The sequence below is a fragment of the Salmonella sp. 32120201201600049SM genome, assembly GCF_017572835.1.
Lineage (GTDB): Bacteria > Pseudomonadota > Gammaproteobacteria > Enterobacterales > Enterobacteriaceae > Salmonella > Salmonella enterica.
In genome coordinates, this window is sequence record NZ_JAGESA010000008.1 from 156,446 (window position 1) to 174,855 (window position 18,410).

An 18,410-nucleotide genomic window follows, 5' to 3' on the forward strand; every position below is an offset into this window, starting at 1 on the left:
GCAACACTCAGCAGCAACGCGCGCCGCCTTTTCCACCATAGCGCGCATCCTGCCGCTCGCGGAAAAATTCTTCATAGGTCATCGGCGTCTGATCCGGATGCGTTATGCGCATATGTTCCACATAGTTGTCGTAGTCTGGCACGCCAATCATCATTTTTGCGGCCTGTCCCAGATATTTTCCGGCTTTCGAAAGCGTATCGAACATCGTTGTCACCTGTCATCCAAACGCCCTCTCCTTATTCTGGAGAGGGCTATTGATGAAAAAAGATTAGTGCGCGCCTTTCGCCTGCGTCACGATCTCATCCACATTTTCCGGCATCGGCTCATACGGCGTTTCATTCGCCGTCGGTTTATCAATCTTCAGAGCGGCCAGCGCCGTCTTAATAGAGAAGACCGCCAGCACCACGACCACCACCATAAAGAAGATGGTTAGCCCGGCATCCAGACGGTTATTGAATACCAACTGCGCGAGCTGCGATTCGGTGTACTGCGGCGGAATATTGCCGCTGTCGATCATCGCCTGGAACTTATTGGCAATGGCCAGGAAGCCGATTTTCGCATCCGGACTAAACGCTTTCTGCCAGCCCGCCGTCAGCGTACAAATCAGCAGCCAGGCCGTTGGCACCAGCGCGACCCACGCATAACGCTGACGCTTCATTTTGAACAGTACCACGGCGCAAAGCATCAGCGCCATACCCGCCAGCATCTGGTTAGCGATGCCAAACAGCGGCCACAGGGTGTTAATACCGCCCAACGGATCGACCACGCCCTGATGGAGGAAATACCCCCACGCCAGCACGCACAATGCCGTAGCAAGCAGGTTCGCTGGCAGCGAATCGGTACGTTTCAGCCCTGGCGACACTACGCCCAACAGATCCTGCAACATAAAGCGCGCCGCACGGGTACCCGCATCCACCGCCGTCAGAATAAACAGCGCTTCAAACAGAATGGCGAAGTGATACCAAAACGCCACATCCATCATGCCGCCCAACGCGCCATGTAAAATGTAGGCCATCCCTACCGCCAGCGTTGGCGCACCGCCTGCGCGGGAGATAATGGATTGTTCGCCGACTTCATTGGCAATCTGGTGTAACGTATCCGGCGTGATAGCGAAACCCCAACTACTGACCACCTGCGCGGCAGAAGCTACGACATCCGCTGTCCCCGCTGGCGCCAGTACCGCCATCGGGCTATTCATCGCAAAGTAAACGCCCGGATCGATAATACAGGCGGAGACCAGCGCCATAATGGCGACGAAAGATTCCATTAACATCCCGCCGTAGCCGATAAAGCAGGCCTGGCCTTCGTTGGCCAACATCTTCGGCGTCGTGCCGGAGGAAATGAGCGCATGGAAACCGGAGACCGCGCCGCAGGCAATGGTAATAAACAGGAACGGGAACAGGTCGCCCGTCCAGACCGGTCCGGTACCATCAACAAATTTGGTCAGCGCTGGCATAGTCAGCGTCGGACGCATAATCAGAATCCCGACCGCCAGACCGACAATCGTACCAATTTTCAGGAAGGTAGAGAGGTAATCACGCGGCGCGAGCAGCAGCCAGACCGGCAGTACCGCCGCGACAAAACCATACCCCACCAGCATCCAGGTAAGCTGCACGCCAGTAAAATCAAAGTACGGCGCCCAGGTTGGGCTTGCCGCCACCCATCCGCCGGAAATAATAGCGAAAATAAGAAATACCAGCCCAATGACCGACACCTCGCCGATGCGCCCCGGACGCAGATAACGCAGGTAGATGCCCATAAAAATCGCCAGTGGAATAGTGAACGCGACAGTGTACGTTCCCCACGGGCTATGGGTCAGCGCTTTCACCACGATCATCGCCAGGACGGCCAGAATGATCACCATGATCATAAAGCAGGCCACCAGCGCGATCACCCCTGCCGTCGCGCCCATCTCCTCTTTAACCAGCTCGCCAAGCGAACGCCCATCGCGCCGGGTCGAGACGAACAGCACCATAAAGTCCTGCACCGCTCCCGCCAGCACGACGCCCGCCAGCAGCCAGATCATCCCCGGCAGATAGCCCATCTGCGCCGCCAGTACCGGCCCGACCAGCGGACCTGCGCCAGCAATGGCCGCAAAATGGTGACCGAACAGCACTTTCTTATCGGTCGGGACATAATCCAGACCATCATTATGACGTACCGCGGGCGTCATACGCGTTGGGTCAACCGCCAGCACTTTTTTGGCGATATAGAGCCCATAAAAACGATACGCAATAAGATAGACACAGACCGACGCCACCACGATCCATAGCGCGTTGATCTGTTCCCCACGATTTAACGCAATATAGCCCAGGGCAAACGCACCCAATACTGAGAGCGCTGTCCAGACGAGGTATTTCCCTGATTTATTCATAGTTGTTGTCCGTTTGGGTGTTCCAGAGAGATGTTACATTTTGTTTCTATAACACCTTTACCGTAATTAACAACACAACAACATGATAAAACCGGATCGTTACCCATTTTTTACATTACAGTGTTAACCAGATCACTTCCTTTCTTGGTTAATGCTGCAATTGCATTTTACTTTGCCAGAACTATCCCATTACCGCCGTTCCCAGGCGACAGGTGCAGCAGCGCCTCCCCTGCTCGTCAAAGAGCGTAATTTCCCAGCTTTGATTCTGCCGCCCCAGATGCAGCGGCAGGCAAACGCCGCGTACTTTCCCCTGCGAGACGGCGCGGTGGTGAGTGGCGTTTAACTCGGTCCCGACCACGCACTGCCCGTCGCGGGTCATCAGATAACCCGCCATTGATCCTAACGTCTCCGCCAGCGCTGCCGATGCGCCGCCGTGTAGCAGACCAAACGGTTGATGAGTGCGGGCATCGACGGGCATTTCCGCCTCCAGCACGTCATCGCCCAGACGGGTGTAAACAATGCCCAGATGCGCCACCAGCGTGTTCTGACTGGTAGCGTTCAATTCATCCAGCGTTAAATGCCGTTTCCAGATCATTGTCAGGCTCCCAATGTTGAACCACCGTCCACCACGATATCCTGCAAGGTAATGTGGCTGGCCAGATCGGAGGCAAGAAACAAAATGGTATTGGCTATCTCCTGCGGACGGGCGATTTTACCGAGCGGTATGCCGAGCTTAAACTGTTCGCCGAAACCGCGAATACGCTGCTGTTCGGCATCTTCACTCACCCATAAAGTGCGCTGCATATCGGTGTCAGTCGAACCAGGCGACACCACATTACAGCGCACCCCACAGCCCGCCAGCTCCAGCCCTACGGTTAGCGCCAGGCTTTTCAGCGCCGCTTTAGAGGCGCCGTAGGCGCTCATACCGATACGTGGCGTATGCGCCGCATCTGAGGCTACGGTGACAATCGCCCCTCCCTGCTGACGGCGAAACTGCGCCATCGTCTGCGAAAACAGGTTAAATGCCCCGCCCACATTGACTGCAAATGTCTGCTGCCAGTCGTCGACGCTAAGCGCATCGGTCGCTCCCATACGCAAAATACCGGCGGCGTTGACCAGCACATCCAGCCGCGGCGTTTTTTGCAACACACGCTGGCACACCTGAGCAACCTGTGCGGCATCCGCCACATCCATGACTTCGGTAGCAAAGGGATAATTCTCTTGCGTAAATTCGCGATCGAAGCCGATCACCCGCGCCCCGGCGTCAACAAACGCCAGCGCCGTCGCGTAACCGATCCCTTTCCCCGCCCCGGTCACCCATACCGTTTTGTCTGAAAAATCAAAGCCGGTCATTACTCTACCCCGCGAGAAAGCAGCGCCCACCAGGCGTCAATGGTCGGATTTTTCGCCAGCATCACGAAGTCGATATCGCCGTGTACTTTACGCCAGCGCGCCGCCAGCCCCATCATTCGTACTGAATCCAGGCCATAATCAATCAGGTTTTCATCATCCAGCGGCTCGTCGGTCTCATCCAGCAACGGTAGAATCAACGCCCGCAGCGCCGCTTTACTGGCAGGAACCGGCGTCGGCAGCAGCGATTCAGTCATGACGACGCGACCTGAACGCCCCGCCACATAGTTCAGCGCCATCAGATGCTCTTCCCGGCTGAAATCCGCCAGCGCATCCGCCACCATAAACGGCTTAATGTCGCGCATAAACGCATCGGTAGCGGTGGTCATACAGCCAATATGCGCATACACGCCGGTAATGATGAGCTGATTACGTCCGGTATCTTTTAACATCTGTTCCAGCGGCGAGCGGTGAAACGCGCTATAACGCCACTTCACCAGCACCGTATCTGCCTCATCCGGCGTTAAGGCTTCTACCACCTTCTGCTGTTCCGGAGAGCGCGTCAGTCCCGGCCCCCACATATCATTGAGTAACGCGCGATCTTCATCGCTTTGCTCTTTCGGCTGAGCGGTGTAATAGACCGGGATATGATGTTCCTTACAGTACTGGCGCAGAGCGGCGATATTGGCAATCACCTGGTCCATCATTGGGCAGTTGCGGCCCCAAAAACTGACAAAGTAATCCTGCATATCGTGGATGAGCAGCGCCGCGCGCTCCGGCTCAAATGCCCAGTTCACTTTGTTGGTCGGGATATCCAGTGCGGTGGGCAGCGCGTAAGACTGTAGTTTCGGGATTGCCATCTCTCTTTCTCCTTCAGAGCGGTGAACGTGACGCCAACCGCTGGCGTAATTGTTTTTTATCGACTTTACCAACCGGCGTCAGCGGCAGTGACGCAACGCACTCCACGCGATCCGGTAATTTAAATTCCGCCACGCCCTGCTCTCGCAGGAAACGGCGTACCTGTACCGCTCGCAGCGGCTCTTTTACCACCAGATATGCGCAACTTTTTTCCCCCAGCAGTTCATCTTCCATGCTGACCAGCGCCGCATGGATCACCGCCGGGTGGCGCAGTAACAGGTTTTCTATCTCTTCGGCGGCTATCTTCTCGCCGCCCCGATTGATCTGATCTTTTTCACGCCCGTGAACGGTGATGTAGCCGTCTTGATCAATGGAGATCAGATCGCCGGAACAGTAAAAACCGTTGGCGTCAAAGGCGCTGGTATTGTGTTGCGGACTGTTGAAATAGCCGCGAAAAGTATAGGGGCCGCGCGTCATCAGACGACCAATCTCGCCCGGCGGCAACGGATTCCCGTCAGCATCCGCCACCCACACTTCGTCGTCCGGACACATGGGTCTTCCCTGGGTATTGATAATCCGTTCCGGGCTATCGTCCAGCCGGGTATAGTTCACTAACCCTTCCGCCATGCCGAAGACCTGCTGCAACTGACAGCCAATTTCAGCCGGAATACGGGCGGCCAGCGTCGCAGAAAGCCGCGCGCCGCCGACCTGCAATAACCTTAATGACGCCAGCGGCGTATTGCCGCCCCACTCCTGGATAGCCTGTAGCCATAGACTGACCGCGGGAGGCACCAGCGCCGTGGCATTAATCTGGTGTTTTTCGATCAGCGGGAAACAGAGCGTGGCGCTGGGATCGGTCGCCAGCACTACCGTTCCTTTGGCGAGAAAAACGCCCAGCGCGCCCGGCGAACTCATGGCGTAGTTATGCGCGGCGGGAATCGCGCACAGAAAACGCGTCTCCTCGTTGAAACCGCAAATCTCATTGCTGCGGCGCACGCTGTAGTAATAGTCGTTATGGGTACGGGGAATAAGCTTTGGCGTGCCGGTAGTACCGCCGGAAAGCTGAAAGTAGGCCACTTCGTCAGCAGGTGATGGCGTGGCAGTGAAATCTTCCGCCGCCTGCCGCATCGCCGCGTCCAGGCTGTGATCGCCGTCGTCGTTGCGCAATAACACCACCCGCACAGAGCGGTGTTCAGCCACAAACGTGTTGAGAAAGTCCTCCCCGGCGAACAGCGTATGTTGGCGATCGGCAATCACCAGCGTCGGCGCGATCTGCATCGCATAGGCGTTAAGTTCGGTACGTTGATGGCTAAACAGCGCCAGAACGGGCGCTACGCCAAGCTTCAACAGGGCGAAAAAGGTGATATACAGTTCCGGTACATTCCCCAGTTGTACCAGAGCGGTTTCGCCAGGTTTGATGCCCTGACGGCGTAAACTGCAGGCCAGATTATCTGCGGCCTGGTTGAGCTGGCGATAGCTGAATGCGCGCTCGCCTTCAATGACCGCCGTCTTGTCGCTGCCAGCGTGGCGGGTCAGAATATCGGTCAACGGCACGTCTTGCCAGTAGCCTTTTTCACGATAACGGCGGGCAAATTCATCCGGCCAACGGGTGAAAGGTATACGCATCATCGTTCCTTAATGCAGTCCAAAAACGTTCAACATCGTAGAGAGCTTGACGCCGGTTTCCCGCCACTCGCCGACTGGCGAAGAGGCAGGGACAATCCCGGCGCCAGCGAACAGGCGCACCTGATTACCGTGCAATTTCGCACAACGAATCGTCACTACCCACTCGCCGTTTCCTTCGGCGTCGCACCAGCCGACAATGCCGCCAAACAGTTCACGATCGAACGGTTCCAGTTCAGCAATCAGCTTTTTCGCGACCTGATGGGGGAAACCGCTTAACGCAGGGGTCGGATGCAGCAGACAGGCCAGCGTCAGCGCGTTTTCTCCGGCGTTGGCCTTGCCCTCAAACGGCGTACCGAGATGCCATAGCGTCGGCGTGGTGATCAACTGCGGAGAGGAAGGTAATTGCAGTTCCGTGCTGCGATCGCGCAGGATCTGCTTCATCGCCTGCGTCACCAGCTCATGTTCATGGCGATCTTTTTGTGAAGCCAGCAGTCGGTTTCCCGCCTCGCGATCCAGAACGTCATCCGGCTGTCGACGTGCCGAGCCTGCTAACGGCAGCGAACTAAACCGCTCGCCCTCTTTGCGTAGCAGCAATTCGGGGCTGGCGCCCAGCAGAACGCCGCCATCCGCCAGTGGTACATGGAAGTTGTAACTAACTGGATTCTGCGCAACCAACCGCTCCAGCAATGCTCCGCTATCCACCGCCACATCAGTGGTGATATCTATTAGCCGGGAAAGCACCACTTTATCGACGTCTGGCGTGGCGGTCAGCATAGCCGCGCGTGCGACCATCGCTTCAAAAGCATCCTGCTCCGGAATCGCCTTTCGCGCCGTCACCGTCAGCGGCTGATGGTCAGTAAAATAACGCGCCGTGCGCTGCTTTTGCTGGCGGGAAAAGGACTGCCACGCCATCGGGATAAATAGCGACGACGGCTGGCGGGTATCAAAGGGAATCGCCCCCACCAGGATAGGGTTGGCGATGCCCTGCGATTTGGCCTCGGCAAACTGCTGGCGCAATTTCTGCTGGAAAGGGCTATCCGGCGAATCTCCGGCAACCGCAGGCTCGGTATAACGGGCGAAGCACCCGGAAGTGGTAAAACTGCGATACGGCGACATGAAGAAAAAGCGATCGGGAGCAAGCGTTGCCATTGTCTCCTGAGCGTCCTCGGCCAGTGACATATCCATATCATCCTCCAATGATAAAGGCTTATATACACTTCATCTTTCAAGCTGCCTCTTTGTTGGCTGCGCTCAGAAACCCCGGTCACACAGTTATCTATGCCCGCGGGGATTCTTCCCTTGCCGTCGCGATGCTTCTTGAATGATTTTGTGTATAATAATGATTATTATTTCTATTTTTAGTGCGCTAACCTAAGAGTAAAACGTCGCTCTGTCAACTCTGGTCATGACTTAAATGGCACTAAGGCTTGCATCTCGCTGCCGCTGACATGAAAATGAGAAGCATTAACTTTATTAATAACAGGACGCTATTGTGAGACTCCCCGCCTTTTATCGTTGGCTGCTTTTAGTGGTTGGTTTATCAATTTCAGGAATATCCTTAGCCCAGGACGCCGGTTGGCCCCGGCAAATCCAGGACAGCCGCGGCGTTCATACTCTGGACCACAAACCCGCGCGTATCGTCTCTACCAGCGTGACGTTAACAGGCTCGCTGCTGGCGATTGATGCGCCCGTCGTCGCCAGCGGGGCTACTACGCCGAATAACCGCTTTGCCGACGATCAAGGGTTTATGCGCCAGTGGAGCGACGTAGCAAAGGCTCGCCATGTCGCCCGGCTGTACATCGGCGAACCGAATGCCGAAACGGTCGCCGCGCAAATGCCGGATCTCATTTTGATTAGCGCCACCGGCGGCGACTCCGCGCTGGCGCTTTACGATCAGCTCTCCGCTATCGCGCCGACGCTCGTCATCAATTATGACGATAAAAGCTGGCAGAGTTTGCTCACGCAGCTTGGCGAGATCACCGGTCAGGAGAAACAGGCCGCCGCGCGAATAGCGGAATTTGAGGCGCAACTGACGACGGTTAAACAGCGAATCACCCTGCCGCCGCAGCCGGTTAGCGCGCTGGTGTATACTCCTGCCGCGCATAGCGCCAATCTGTGGACGCCAGAATCAGCACAAGGCAAGCTATTGACGCAGTTAGGCTTTACGCTGGCGACATTGCCCCAAGGGCTGCAAACCAGCAAAAGCCAGGGTAAGCGCCACGATATCATTCAGCTTGGCGGTGAAAATCTGGCCGCCGGGTTAAACGGCCAATCTCTTTTCCTGTTTGCCGGCGACAACAACGATGTCGCGGCCCTTTACGCCAATCCGCTGCTGGCGCACCTGCCAGCGGTGCAAAATAAGCGCGTCTATGCCCTGGGTACGGAGACGTTCCGTCTGGATTATTACAGCGCAACATTGTTGCTTAACCGGCTGGCCGCCCTGTTTTAGCCTTATCGGAGTCTTATCCGACTGACCAGACCGATTTTGTCAGTCGGATAAACGTCCCTTCATCAGCCAGCATCGCTAACCGGCGGCGTCTGGCGAAAACGACGTAGCTCGCCCAGCACTAACAGCAGCAGCAAACCGATAATCACCAACCCGAATCCACTCACGCTCGCGGAAGCGACCGGCGTCATCATTGCGCCAAGACCGCCTAACAGCGCCGCGCCGATAGCGTCTCCCGTGACGTTTTGCGCGGTCCACAGGCCATTCATTCGCCCCAGCATATTTTCCGGCGTCTGGGTTTGCAGCAGGGTGTATTGTAATAACGAACTGATGGCGCTAAGCCAGCCAAACAGCGCCAGACAGATAACACCTGCGATCCAGACCGGCATGATGGCGAACAGCCCCACCGCCAGAAAAGAACCGACTGTCGAAACCAGCATAATGAGCCCCGGACGAACGCTATGCGCCAGTTGTCCGCTGGTCAGCGCGCCAATGGCCGCCCCCAGCGGAATTGCCGCATACAGTAAACCGATTTGCGCCGCCGACATCTGCCAGCTCATCGCCAGCGCCGGATAGAGGACGCGTACCGCGCTTGCCATCGTCACCAGACCGCCAAGCAGCGCAATACCGCCGATAAGCGGACTGGCGAGCAAAAAACGAAATGCCGCCAATAACGCGAGAAATGGATTTTCCCGCGGCTGCGGAGGAACAGGCAGTCGCGGCAGCGTCAGTAACGGCAATAGCGTAATAAACGTCCCGGCGGCCGCCAGCCCATAGTTCCAGGCTACGCCGCCGCTGGCAAGCAATATGCCCCCCAACATCGGGGAAATAACCGATCCCAGACGTACCGTCAGCATGGTAATCGCGCCGGCCTGCATCAGATTTTCTCTTCCGACCAGCGCTGGCGTCGCCGCCAGTAACGCGGTCACGCCCAGAGACGCGAAAAAGCCGTCCCACAGGCCAAGGAGATATATCGCCAGCAATGATGGTTCCGGCAGCAGCGCGTTCACGCACAGGCCAATAAAGCCAATACCGCAAGTACCGCGCGCCAGCAGAATCACCTTTTTACGTTCGTAGCGATCGGCCAGTACGCCGCCCACCATTAAGCCAATAAACATGGCGCCGCCGGTTAACGTTACCGACAGCCCTACCTGCCAGGTGGAGTGCGTCATCATTTGGATCTGTACCGGAACCGCCACGCCAAGCAGCCCCAGCGAGACAATAGAGATAAAACGGGCCAGAAATACTGCGCGAAATGCAGGGTGCGTCTTCAACAGGCTGAGATTGAGCAGCCAGGATTGTCGATTCATTACAACGCCTTAATGCGAGTTTTTTTAAATATCCATTCAATGGCTGCACATGCTAACATAACCAAATAAGATAGATAACGATAATTACTATCATTATCAGGGAAGTTACTATGTCATGCTCGTTTTCCGTGACGCGCGCGTTTGCCGTGCCCGGATTGTTGTTATTACTGAGTCTCGCCGCGGTTTTAAGCCTGGTCATTGGCGCGAAACCGCTGCCCGCCGCCGCCGTGCTGGAGGCGTTCACCGGCGTGTGCCAAAGCGCCGATTGCACCATCGTCCTGGATGCGCGTTTGCCGCGTACGCTGGCCGGATTACTGGCAGGCGGCGCGTTGGGTCTCGCCGGGGCGCTCATGCAAACACTTACTCGCAACCCGCTCGCCGACCCGGGGATTCTGGGCGTTAACAACGGCGCCAGCTTCGCCATTGTACTGGGCGCGGCGCTGTTTGGTTTCTCCACGCCGCTGGAGCAGCTTTTCATGGCATTTAGCGGCGCGCTTATCGCATCGCTGATTGTCGCCTTCACCGGTAGTCAGGGCGGCGGCCAGTTAAGCCCGGTCCGCCTGACACTGGCGGGCGTGGCGCTTGGCGCGGTACTGGAAGGACTGACCAGCGGCATCGCGCTGTTAAATCCAGAAGTCTATGACCAGCTTCGCTTCTGGCAGGCGGGATCGCTGGACATTCGTAGCCTGCAAACGTTGAAAGTCGCGCTCGCGCCCGTGGTTATCGCTGGGATCGTGGCGCTATTTCTGAGCCGAGCGCTGAACAGCCTGAGCCTCGGCAGCGATACCGCGACGGCGCTGGGGAGTAAAGTGGCGCGCACCCAACTTATCGGTTTACTGGCGATTACCGTCTTGTGCGGCAGCGCAACGGCGCTGGTCGGCCCTATCGCCTTTATTGGTCTGATGATGCCGCATATGGCGCGTTGGCTGGTGGGCGCAGACCACCGCTGGTCGCTGCCAGTGACGCTACTGGCAACCCCTGCTCTGCTGCTTTTTGCCGATATTATTGGTCGTCTGTTGGTGCCGGGCGAACTCCGCGTATCGGTCGTCAGTGCGTTTATCGGCGCGCCGGTACTTATTTTTCTGGTACGCCGTAAATCGAACGGAGGCGGCCTGTGATGTTTCTTTCTCGTCGGCTTATCGTAAGTTGCCTGCTTCTGGCGGCTGGCTGCTTCGCCATTGGCTTATGGAGTCTGCAAAGCGGCGCCGTGCCTCTTGATACCGGGCAGATTATTGCCGCACTGCTGGGCGACGCGCCGCGTAACATCACCCTTGTCGTAACCGAATGGCGACTACCGCGCGTATTAATGGCGCTGCTGATTGGCGCTGCGCTTGGCGTCAGTGGCGCGATTTTTCAGTCGTTGATGCGTAACCCGCTAGGCAGCCCTGATGTGATGGGCTTTAATACTGGCGCCTGGAGCGGCGTACTGGTCGCAATGGTCCTGTTTGGCCAGCATCTTACCGCGATCGCGCTGGCGGCAATGGCGGGCGGTATCGTCACGTCATTGATTGTCTGGCTGCTCGCCTGGCGTAACGGGATTGAAACTTTCCGGCTGATTATCATCGGTATCGGCATCCGCGCGATGTTAGTCGCCTTTAATACCTGGCTTCTGTTGCAGGCGTCGCTGGAAACGGCGCTCACCGCCGGCTTATGGAACGCCGGGTCGCTCAACGGTCTGACATGGGCAAAAACCTGGCCTTCGGCGCCGCTGATTATTGTGATGCTGACAGGCGCCGCGCTACTGGTGCGTCGTATGCGGCTGCTGGAGATGGGCGATGACAGCGCCTGCGCGCTGGGTGTTAGCGTGGAGCGGTCACGCCTGATGCTGATGCTTGTGGCGGTGTCGCTCACCGCAGCTGCAACGGCACTGGCTGGCCCCATCTCGTTTATTGCCCTTGTCGCGCCGCACATCGCCCGTCGTCTTAGCGGCACAGCGCGCTGGGGATTAACCCAGTCGGCGCTGTGCGGCGCGTTATTACTACTGGCCGCCGATGCGTGCGCGCAGCAACTGTTTATGCCTTATCAGCTTCCAGTGGGCGTGGTCACCGTCAGCCTCGGCGGTATTTACCTTATCGTCTTGTTAATTCAGGAGTCCCGCAAAAAATGACCGAATCCGTAGCCCGTTTGCGCGGCGACCAGTTAACGCTGGGTTATGGCAGCTATACCGTCGCAAAAAACCTTAATGTTTCGATTCCGGACGGCCATTTTACCGCTATCATCGGCCCTAACGGCTGCGGCAAGTCGACGTTGCTACGCACGCTAAGCCGTCTGATGACGCCTGTTGACGGCCATGTCTGGCTGGATGGCGAACAGATACAGCGTTACGCCAGTAAAGAGGTGGCGCGGCGCATCGGATTGCTGGCGCAAAACGCCACTACGCCGGGCGATATCACCGTACAAGAGCTGGTCGCCAGAGGGCGTTATCCGCATCAGCCGTTATTTACCCGCTGGCGTAAGGAAGATGCCGACGCCGTCGCCAGTGCCATGCGTGCAACAGGTATCACCTCACTGGCGACGCAAAGCGTAGATACTCTGTCCGGCGGCCAACGCCAGCGGGCGTGGATAGCCATGGTGCTGGCGCAGGAAACGTCCATCATGCTGCTGGATGAGCCGACAACGTGGCTGGATATTAGCCATCAAATTGATTTGCTGGAGTTGTTAAGCGATCTCAACCGCGAAAAAGGCTATACGCTCGCCGCCGTCCTGCACGACCTGAATCAGGCCTGCCGATACGCCACGCATTTGATTGCATTACGCGAAGGTAACATTGTCGCGCAGGGCGCGCCGAAAGAGATTGTTACCGCAGAGCTTATCGAAAAAATCTATGGGCTGCGCTGTATGATTATCGACGATCCGGTTGCCGGGACGCCGCTGGTGGTACCGCTGGGGCGGCGATAGTCGCCCACACAGATGACAAAGCCGGATATCGCTATCCGGCTTTTCGGGTAAATCAGACTAACCGTTCATCTATCGCCAGCGCGTTTTCCATTTTACGCGAGACCATCGCGTGACGCAGTAATACGCCGCCGCAGGCCATCATACCGCCAATCAACGCCGCCAGGATAATAATGACCGCTTTACCCGGGCCATCTTTTTTCACTGGCAGAGACGGCGACAGTTGATATTTAAACGGGGTAAACTTCACGTCGCTCACATTCATTGCCGCCAGTTGTTCAACATGGTATTGACGGTTACGCAAATCACCGTCGATCTCGGCCACGTCCGTTACCCCTTTTTCAATTTCCAGTTTGCGGGAAATACCATCCGCGCCGAGAGAAATAGAAAAATCCGGATCATCTTTTACCGCCTGACCATTGCTGTAAACCGGTCTCTTAATGCCGGCGGCGTTGGCGATTTCCAGCGAATAATGAAGACGTTGAATATTGGCATCAAGCTGGTTTTTGAGACGCACCCGATCCATCGCCAGCTTTTCCTGCTCATAGCGGGTTTTGATTTCCAGCTGGTTACGAATATTTTCCAGCGTCTCTTTCACGACGATATCAGAGATGTACTGAATATAGCCAGCCAACACTTTTTGCGCTTCTTCCCGCGTCGGCGCGGTAAAACTCAATGTCCACGACGTGAATAACGACGTTTCATTTTTCTTGCCGGCATTGCTGTCCACCGCTTTCATTTTTTCGCTCAGCAGGACAATCGCCCGGTGAAGATCCTGCTCGTCTATTTGCGCGCCTTTTAATTGATCCATGACATACGGAGAAGAACGAAGATATTCTTCCAGCAGCGAGGGCGAGCTAAACTTTTTAATAAACAGATTAAATACGCTGGCCCGATCAACGCTTACCTCCATATCCAACACGCGCAGCGCGGTCAACGTTCTCTCCAGCCCCTGCCATTGTACCGACTCCGCCGGTGTGACAATCGCCTGGCTGGTCCATTTTTGCGGCAGCAGAAAGGACAGAAGCAACCCCACGCACGCAAAGGCGAAAACGGTAGCAAGAATACGACGTTTCGCCTGCCATAACACCTCTATAAGGCTAAACAAATCGATTTCATGACTGTTGGCGGGCGGCAGTGAGTAACCTGCAAATGACTGATTTTTTTCTTGTTTTACATTAAGAGATGGCATGCCGTATGACCTGAAAACTTTATCCAATGAAAGAACACATTCCTGTCAGAGATTCTAACAGCAAGTCAGAATTATCCGAAACAATCTTTACGCGCCAGTGCCCGAAAAGCTAAATATTCGGAATTAAACTTGCCTGTAGCATGTATCACTTATGTTAAAAGAATTAATAGTTGCAATAAAAAACCCATAATAATTAGTAATTATTATGGGTTTCAGGATTTAATTTGTTAAAGGCAGAAACAACGCCCGTTATTTATTAATAAGTTCGCTGATGATGGGCCCGATAGTTTCAAAAGCGGAGGGAGAAATAATATCTACATGCGCGCACGGCTGGCGATAAATAGCCAAAGACGCTATCCACGGCGACCAGCTCTGTTCAGGCGATACGCCTTCCGGCACCGTTTTATCCGCCACAAAGAGCGTGGCATGTCCATCAAACGGTACGCTATGCGCCGTCGTCAGCAAACGGACGGCATCCGCATAATTGCCTTCAATGGCGGTAAATAAGGCTTCGGAGGCATTTCCCTGCTGCGCGGCGACAAACGCAGCTCGTTCACGTTCAATTTCCGCCAATACGTCCGGATTGAGGCCATTCGCCTCTTTTTCCCGCCAGTTTTGCGTTTCCGGCGGCCAGGTGTCCAGTAACCCCAAAAACGCCACCGTTTCGCCGCGCGCGCGCAACCGGGCGGCGATCCCTTGCGCCAGCGTCCCGCCCAGCGAATAGCCTAATAAATAATAAGGGCCATGCGGCTGCCGGGCGAGCAATGTTGCCAGATGATGTTCACATACCTCATCAAGAGTGGCTGCGGTTTGCATAGGGCCAGCGGGGCGCGGCGACTGAATCCCCATAATCGACCACGACGGGCTGAGATAGCGTGATAATACGCTAAATTGCCAGGCGAACCCCGACGCCGGATGGAAACAAAATAACGTTGGACCATCGCTTTCACGCAGCGGCAACAGCGGCCCGAACCCCAGATTGCGCGAGCGTTCGTCATCGTCAGTATCGAGCAGCTTACTCAACTGCGCCACGTCAGACGCCACCATCACCTGCCCCGGCGTCACCTGGCGGTTAAACGTCTGACTTAGCTGCGCGGCCAGTTTCATCGCCAGCAGCGAATGTCCGCCCAGCGCAAAGAAATCACTTTCAACGTCGTTAATCTCACAGCCCAGCAGGCGGGAAAACGCCGCGGCGACAGCAATCTCCGTTGCGGACTGCGGCGCACGCCCTTTCACGCGCGGCGTCAGGTCCGGCAGCGGCAGGGCTTTGCGATCCAGCTTGCCATTAGCGCTAAGCGGCAAACCGGCAAGTTGCAACAGCACAACCGGCACCATATGCGCGGGAAGTTTTTGGCGTAATTTTTCCTGCAGCGCCGGTAAATCCAGCGGCAAACCGGAGTGCGACACCAGATAGCCGACCAGTTGCCGGGCATCCCCGCCCGTCGCCGCCGCCTGATTAAAGACGCAGGCATGTGCTACCGCCTGTTCAACATCCGGCAGCGTTTGCATGACGCGGTCAATCTCGCCCAGTTCAATACGTTGCCCCCGAATTTTGAGCTGATCGTCGCTGCGCCCCAGGTACTCCACCGCGCCGGAATCCAGCCAGCGCGCCACATCTCCGGTACGGTACATCCGTTCGCCTGGCGCAAAAGGATCGGCGATAAAACGGCTGGCGGTAAGATCCGGACGCCCCAGATAGCCCTGCGCCAGTTGGATACCGGTAAGATAGAGATCGCCAGCCACGCCCGGCGGCACCGGCTGCATATGTGCATCGAGAATACGTAAACCGGTATTCCAGACGGGATAACCAATCGGGATACTGTTGCCGTCAACAGCCGCCAGCTCATCGCCACAGGCCGGATACCAGCTCACATCCACCGCGGCCTCCGTTGGCCCGTACAGATTGTGTAGCGGCGCGTTGGTTAACGTCTCCCATTCGCGACACAGCGCCGTCGGCAGGGCCTCGCCGCTACAGAAAACGCGCTTTAAGGAAGCGCAGCTTTTCCCAGCCGACGCTGGCGTGAGCGAGGCAATAAAGGCCGCCAGCATCGACGGCACAAAATGGGTGGTCGTGACGCCGTATTGCGCAAAGAACCGCTGCATCGCGAGCGGGTCGCGATGCGCTTCCGGTTCAGCCATCACCAGTTTCGCCCCGGCGATAAACGGCCAGAAAAACTCCCATACTGAGACGTCAAAACTGCACGGCGTTTTTTGCGCTACTACATCATCCGCCGTCAACGGATAGTGATCCTGCATCCACAGCAGCCGGTTGACTATCGCCGTTTGTCCCACCATCACCCCTTTCGGCCTGCCCGTCGAGCCAGAGGTGAAAATGATGTAAGCGGTATGATGCGGTAACGACAGCCCCAGCGGAGTGGCGTCACTGACCGGTAGCGGTTGGCTATAACACAAATATTCCATCCCCGGAATATCGTGAAAGCGCGCCAGCTGCGCCTGAGTCGTAATTAACAGTTTCGGCTGCGCATCTTCCAGCATCATTCGCAGCCGATCGTCAGGATAACCGGTATCCAGCGGCAGCCAGGCGGCGCCCGCCTCGACAATGCCATGCAGCGCTAAAGTCAGAAAAACCGACCGCGGCAACGCCACCGCCACGCTATCGCCAGGCTGAACGCCGCGTTCCCGCAGCGCGTATGCCAGCGCCACAACCTGTTCGCGCATTTCACGGTAGGTAAAATGATAGTGCGCATCTGCCAACGCGGAAGCCTCTGGCGTTTTTTGCGCCTGCTGCGCCACCAAATCGCTAAGCGTGGCGGCGGGAATCGTTACCGCCGTATTATTAAGGTGTGCTAATTGCGTTTGTTCTTCCGCCAGCAGCATTTGCGCATCGCCGCAGCGCAGCGCCGGGTTATCCGCAAACTGCGTGATAAGCGCCATCAATCGTAAGGCATGGCGGGAGAGCGTGACATCATCGTAACGCTGCGCATTCGCCAGCAATTCAATATCCAGACCGCCGTTTTCATCCGGAAAAAGCGCCAGTTCAAGATCGTTAACCGGCCCCGTCGCCAGGGTATGGGTGTGCGCCTGTATGCCAGGAAGATCCAGATGATAATCAAACACTTTTATGTTGAGCACCGGGCCAAATAGCGGCGTATCCCCTGCGGCTCGCCCGCTATCGCGTACAATCTGTTCGGCGTCGTAACGCTGGTGGCGGCGCATCTTCTTTAACTGCGCCGCAAGACGCTTCGCCAGCGTTGGCAGATCTTCCGTCGCATGAAGGTTAACCGCCAGCGGCAACACGTTAAGGACAGGCCCGGTCGCCGTTAACGCCGCCGAGCCCATCCGCCGCATAAAGATAAATCCGGCGGCATAATCCATTCGCCCGCATAATCGTCCCAGCCACAACGTCACCAGCGCCAGGGCAAGATCCGCTCGCGGTATCTCAGGCATGTGCGCCGCCAGTTGGCGAAACGCCCCCGCCGGCGCGCTCAATTTCATACGCAGAATATCCGCGCTCGCCGACCGCCCCGGCAGCGGCGCGGCAGAAATTGACGCCGGCGGCGGCAGCTCGCGGCGCTGCTGCGCCCAGAAGGCGCCGTCACGCTGCCAGGCCTCGCTCTGGCGATAGCGCTGATATTCCTCGACCACATCCGCAAAGGGGGTAAAAGGCGACTCCGGCGTAGGGGCGTCGCTCTGCCAGGCACGATAAATCGCCGCAATCTGGCGAGTTATCGCCGGGAAGCTAAATCCATCCACCAGCAAATGGTGATAGCGCTGATACCAATACCAGCGGGTATCATCAATGCAGATTAACTGGTGAAACGCCAGCGGCTTACCGCTATCTGCGCGCAGGTTTTGCCGTAAATCCGCCTGCATTAACGCCAGCGCCGCGTGATGCGGATCGGGCTGGTCGCGTAAATCGGCAATCGTGGGCTCGCCGAAGGTGTACTCAGGATCTATCCATTGCCAGACCTCGCCGTTCTCTTCGGTAAAACGCATCCGTAGCGTATCCGCCTGTTGCATCCCTACCGCTACCGCTTTTGCCAGCAAGGGGGCATCCAGCTCGCCATTCAGTTCCACATAGTGCGCCACGCTCCAGGCGGAGGGTAAATCAGAGAGTTTTTCCGCCATCCAGATCCCCGGCTGGGCGGCGACTAACGGTAAACGCTGCGTCATTTCGCCTCCTGCTTATCGGCATAATGCGCCGGATTCAGTGTTGTCCAGCGCGTATTAAGCCACTGCTGGCACGCGTCCTGCGATTGCGGTTCGCATACCACGTCCCATCCTGCGGGAAGCGCGCACGCCGCTGGCCAAAGGCTGAATTGACGCTGCGCATTTTGCAGGATGTAAAACTGTCCCTGCGGATTATCGAAGGGATTACTGAATTCCATACTCAACTCC

15 protein-coding genes are annotated in these 18,410 nt (G+C 56.7%); 4 read left to right on the top strand and 11 right to left on the bottom strand.

Features of this window, described 5'->3' with window-relative positions; all coding sequences use genetic code 11:
- Positions 1–7: 7 nt before the first annotated feature.
- The 7 genes from J4650_RS16560 to entC form a co-directional block, all read right to left on the bottom strand.
- A complete protein-coding gene (locus J4650_RS16560) occupies positions 8–205 on the bottom strand; it encodes a YbdD/YjiX family protein (protein WP_000460619.1) in 198 nt (65 codons plus the stop codon).
- 63 nt (positions 206–268) lie between these two features.
- Complete coding sequence (gene cstA / locus J4650_RS16565) at positions 269–2,374, bottom strand: pyruvate/proton symporter CstA (protein WP_001043108.1); 2,106 nt, start codon at positions 2,372–2,374, stop codon at positions 269–271.
- A gap of 181 nt (positions 2,375–2,555) precedes the next feature.
- Positions 2,556–2,969 (bottom strand): proofreading thioesterase EntH, encoded by a 414-nt coding sequence (entH, locus tag J4650_RS16570; protein ID WP_000637966.1) that lies wholly within the window; start codon positions 2,967–2,969, stop codon positions 2,556–2,558.
- A 2-nt stretch (positions 2,970–2,971) separates the two neighbouring features.
- Positions 2,972–3,727, bottom strand: a complete 756-nt coding sequence (gene entA / locus J4650_RS16575) for a 2,3-dihydro-2,3-dihydroxybenzoate dehydrogenase EntA (RefSeq protein ID WP_000145518.1) — start codon at positions 3,725–3,727, stop codon at positions 2,972–2,974.
- Positions 3,727–4,584: an isochorismatase gene (locus tag J4650_RS16580; protein WP_001007166.1), complete on the bottom strand. Its 858-nt coding sequence runs from the start codon at positions 4,582–4,584 to the stop codon at positions 3,727–3,729. Before J4650_RS16580 ends, entA begins: the two co-directional genes overlap by 1 nt.
- A gap of 13 nt (positions 4,585–4,597) precedes the next feature.
- Positions 4,598–6,208: a (2,3-dihydroxybenzoyl)adenylate synthase EntE gene (gene entE, locus J4650_RS16585; protein WP_023993229.1), complete on the bottom strand. Its 1,611-nt coding sequence runs from the start codon at positions 6,206–6,208 to the stop codon at positions 4,598–4,600.
- Positions 6,209–6,217: 9 nt separating this feature from the next.
- The gene (entC, locus tag J4650_RS16590) at positions 6,218–7,393 is read right to left on the bottom strand and encodes an isochorismate synthase EntC (RefSeq protein ID WP_000367596.1); all 1,176 of its coding nucleotides are present in this window, start codon (positions 7,391–7,393) and stop codon (positions 6,218–6,220) included.
- Between the two features lie 307 nt (positions 7,394–7,700).
- Between entC and fepB the strand changes: the two genes are divergently transcribed.
- Positions 7,701–8,657, top strand: coding sequence for a Fe2+-enterobactin ABC transporter substrate-binding protein (gene fepB, locus J4650_RS16595; protein ID WP_023993230.1), 957 nt, complete (start codon positions 7,701–7,703; stop codon positions 8,655–8,657).
- Positions 8,658–8,719: 62 nt separating this feature from the next.
- Here fepB and entS read toward each other — a convergent pair whose 3' ends face one another.
- Entirely contained in the window at positions 8,720–9,964 is a 1,245-nt protein-coding gene (entS, locus tag J4650_RS16600) for an enterobactin transporter EntS (protein ID WP_023993231.1), read from the bottom strand.
- Positions 9,965–10,074: 110 nt separating this feature from the next.
- Here entS and fepD point away from each other — a divergent pair, with 110 nt between their 5' ends.
- From fepD to fepC, 3 genes are read left to right on the top strand one after another with little or no spacing between them, the layout of a single operon-like run.
- Complete coding sequence (gene fepD / locus J4650_RS16605) at positions 10,075–11,082, top strand: Fe(3+)-siderophore ABC transporter permease (RefSeq protein WP_001277869.1); 1,008 nt, start codon at positions 10,075–10,077, stop codon at positions 11,080–11,082.
- Positions 11,082–12,071, top strand: coding sequence for an iron-enterobactin ABC transporter permease (gene fepG, locus J4650_RS16610; protein WP_000480055.1), 990 nt, complete (start codon positions 11,082–11,084; stop codon positions 12,069–12,071). The genes fepD and fepG overlap by 1 nt, the downstream gene beginning before the upstream one ends.
- Positions 12,068–12,862, top strand: coding sequence for an iron-enterobactin ABC transporter ATP-binding protein (gene fepC / locus J4650_RS16615; protein ID WP_000140622.1), 795 nt, complete (start codon positions 12,068–12,070; stop codon positions 12,860–12,862). Before fepG ends, fepC begins: the two co-directional genes overlap by 4 nt.
- A 52-nt stretch (positions 12,863–12,914) precedes the next feature.
- On the opposite strand, the gene wzz(fepE) is transcribed toward fepC, so the two are convergent.
- From wzz(fepE) to J4650_RS16630, 3 genes are all read right to left on the bottom strand, one after another.
- Entirely contained in the window at positions 12,915–14,051 is a 1,137-nt protein-coding gene (gene wzz(fepE) / locus J4650_RS16620) for an LPS O-antigen length regulator Wzz(fepE) (RefSeq protein ID WP_001139579.1), read from the bottom strand.
- Positions 14,052–14,300: 249 nt separating this feature from the next.
- A complete protein-coding gene (entF, locus tag J4650_RS16625; protein WP_023993233.1) occupies positions 14,301–18,185 on the bottom strand; it encodes an enterobactin non-ribosomal peptide synthetase EntF in 3,885 nt (1,294 codons plus the stop codon).
- Positions 18,182–18,400 carry an MbtH family protein gene (locus tag J4650_RS16630; RefSeq protein WP_000396006.1) on the bottom strand — a complete coding sequence of 73 codons (219 nt, stop codon included), beginning with the start codon at positions 18,398–18,400 and terminating at the stop codon, positions 18,182–18,184. The genes entF and J4650_RS16630 overlap by 4 nt, the downstream gene beginning before the upstream one ends.
- Positions 18,401–18,410 lie beyond the last annotated feature (10 nt).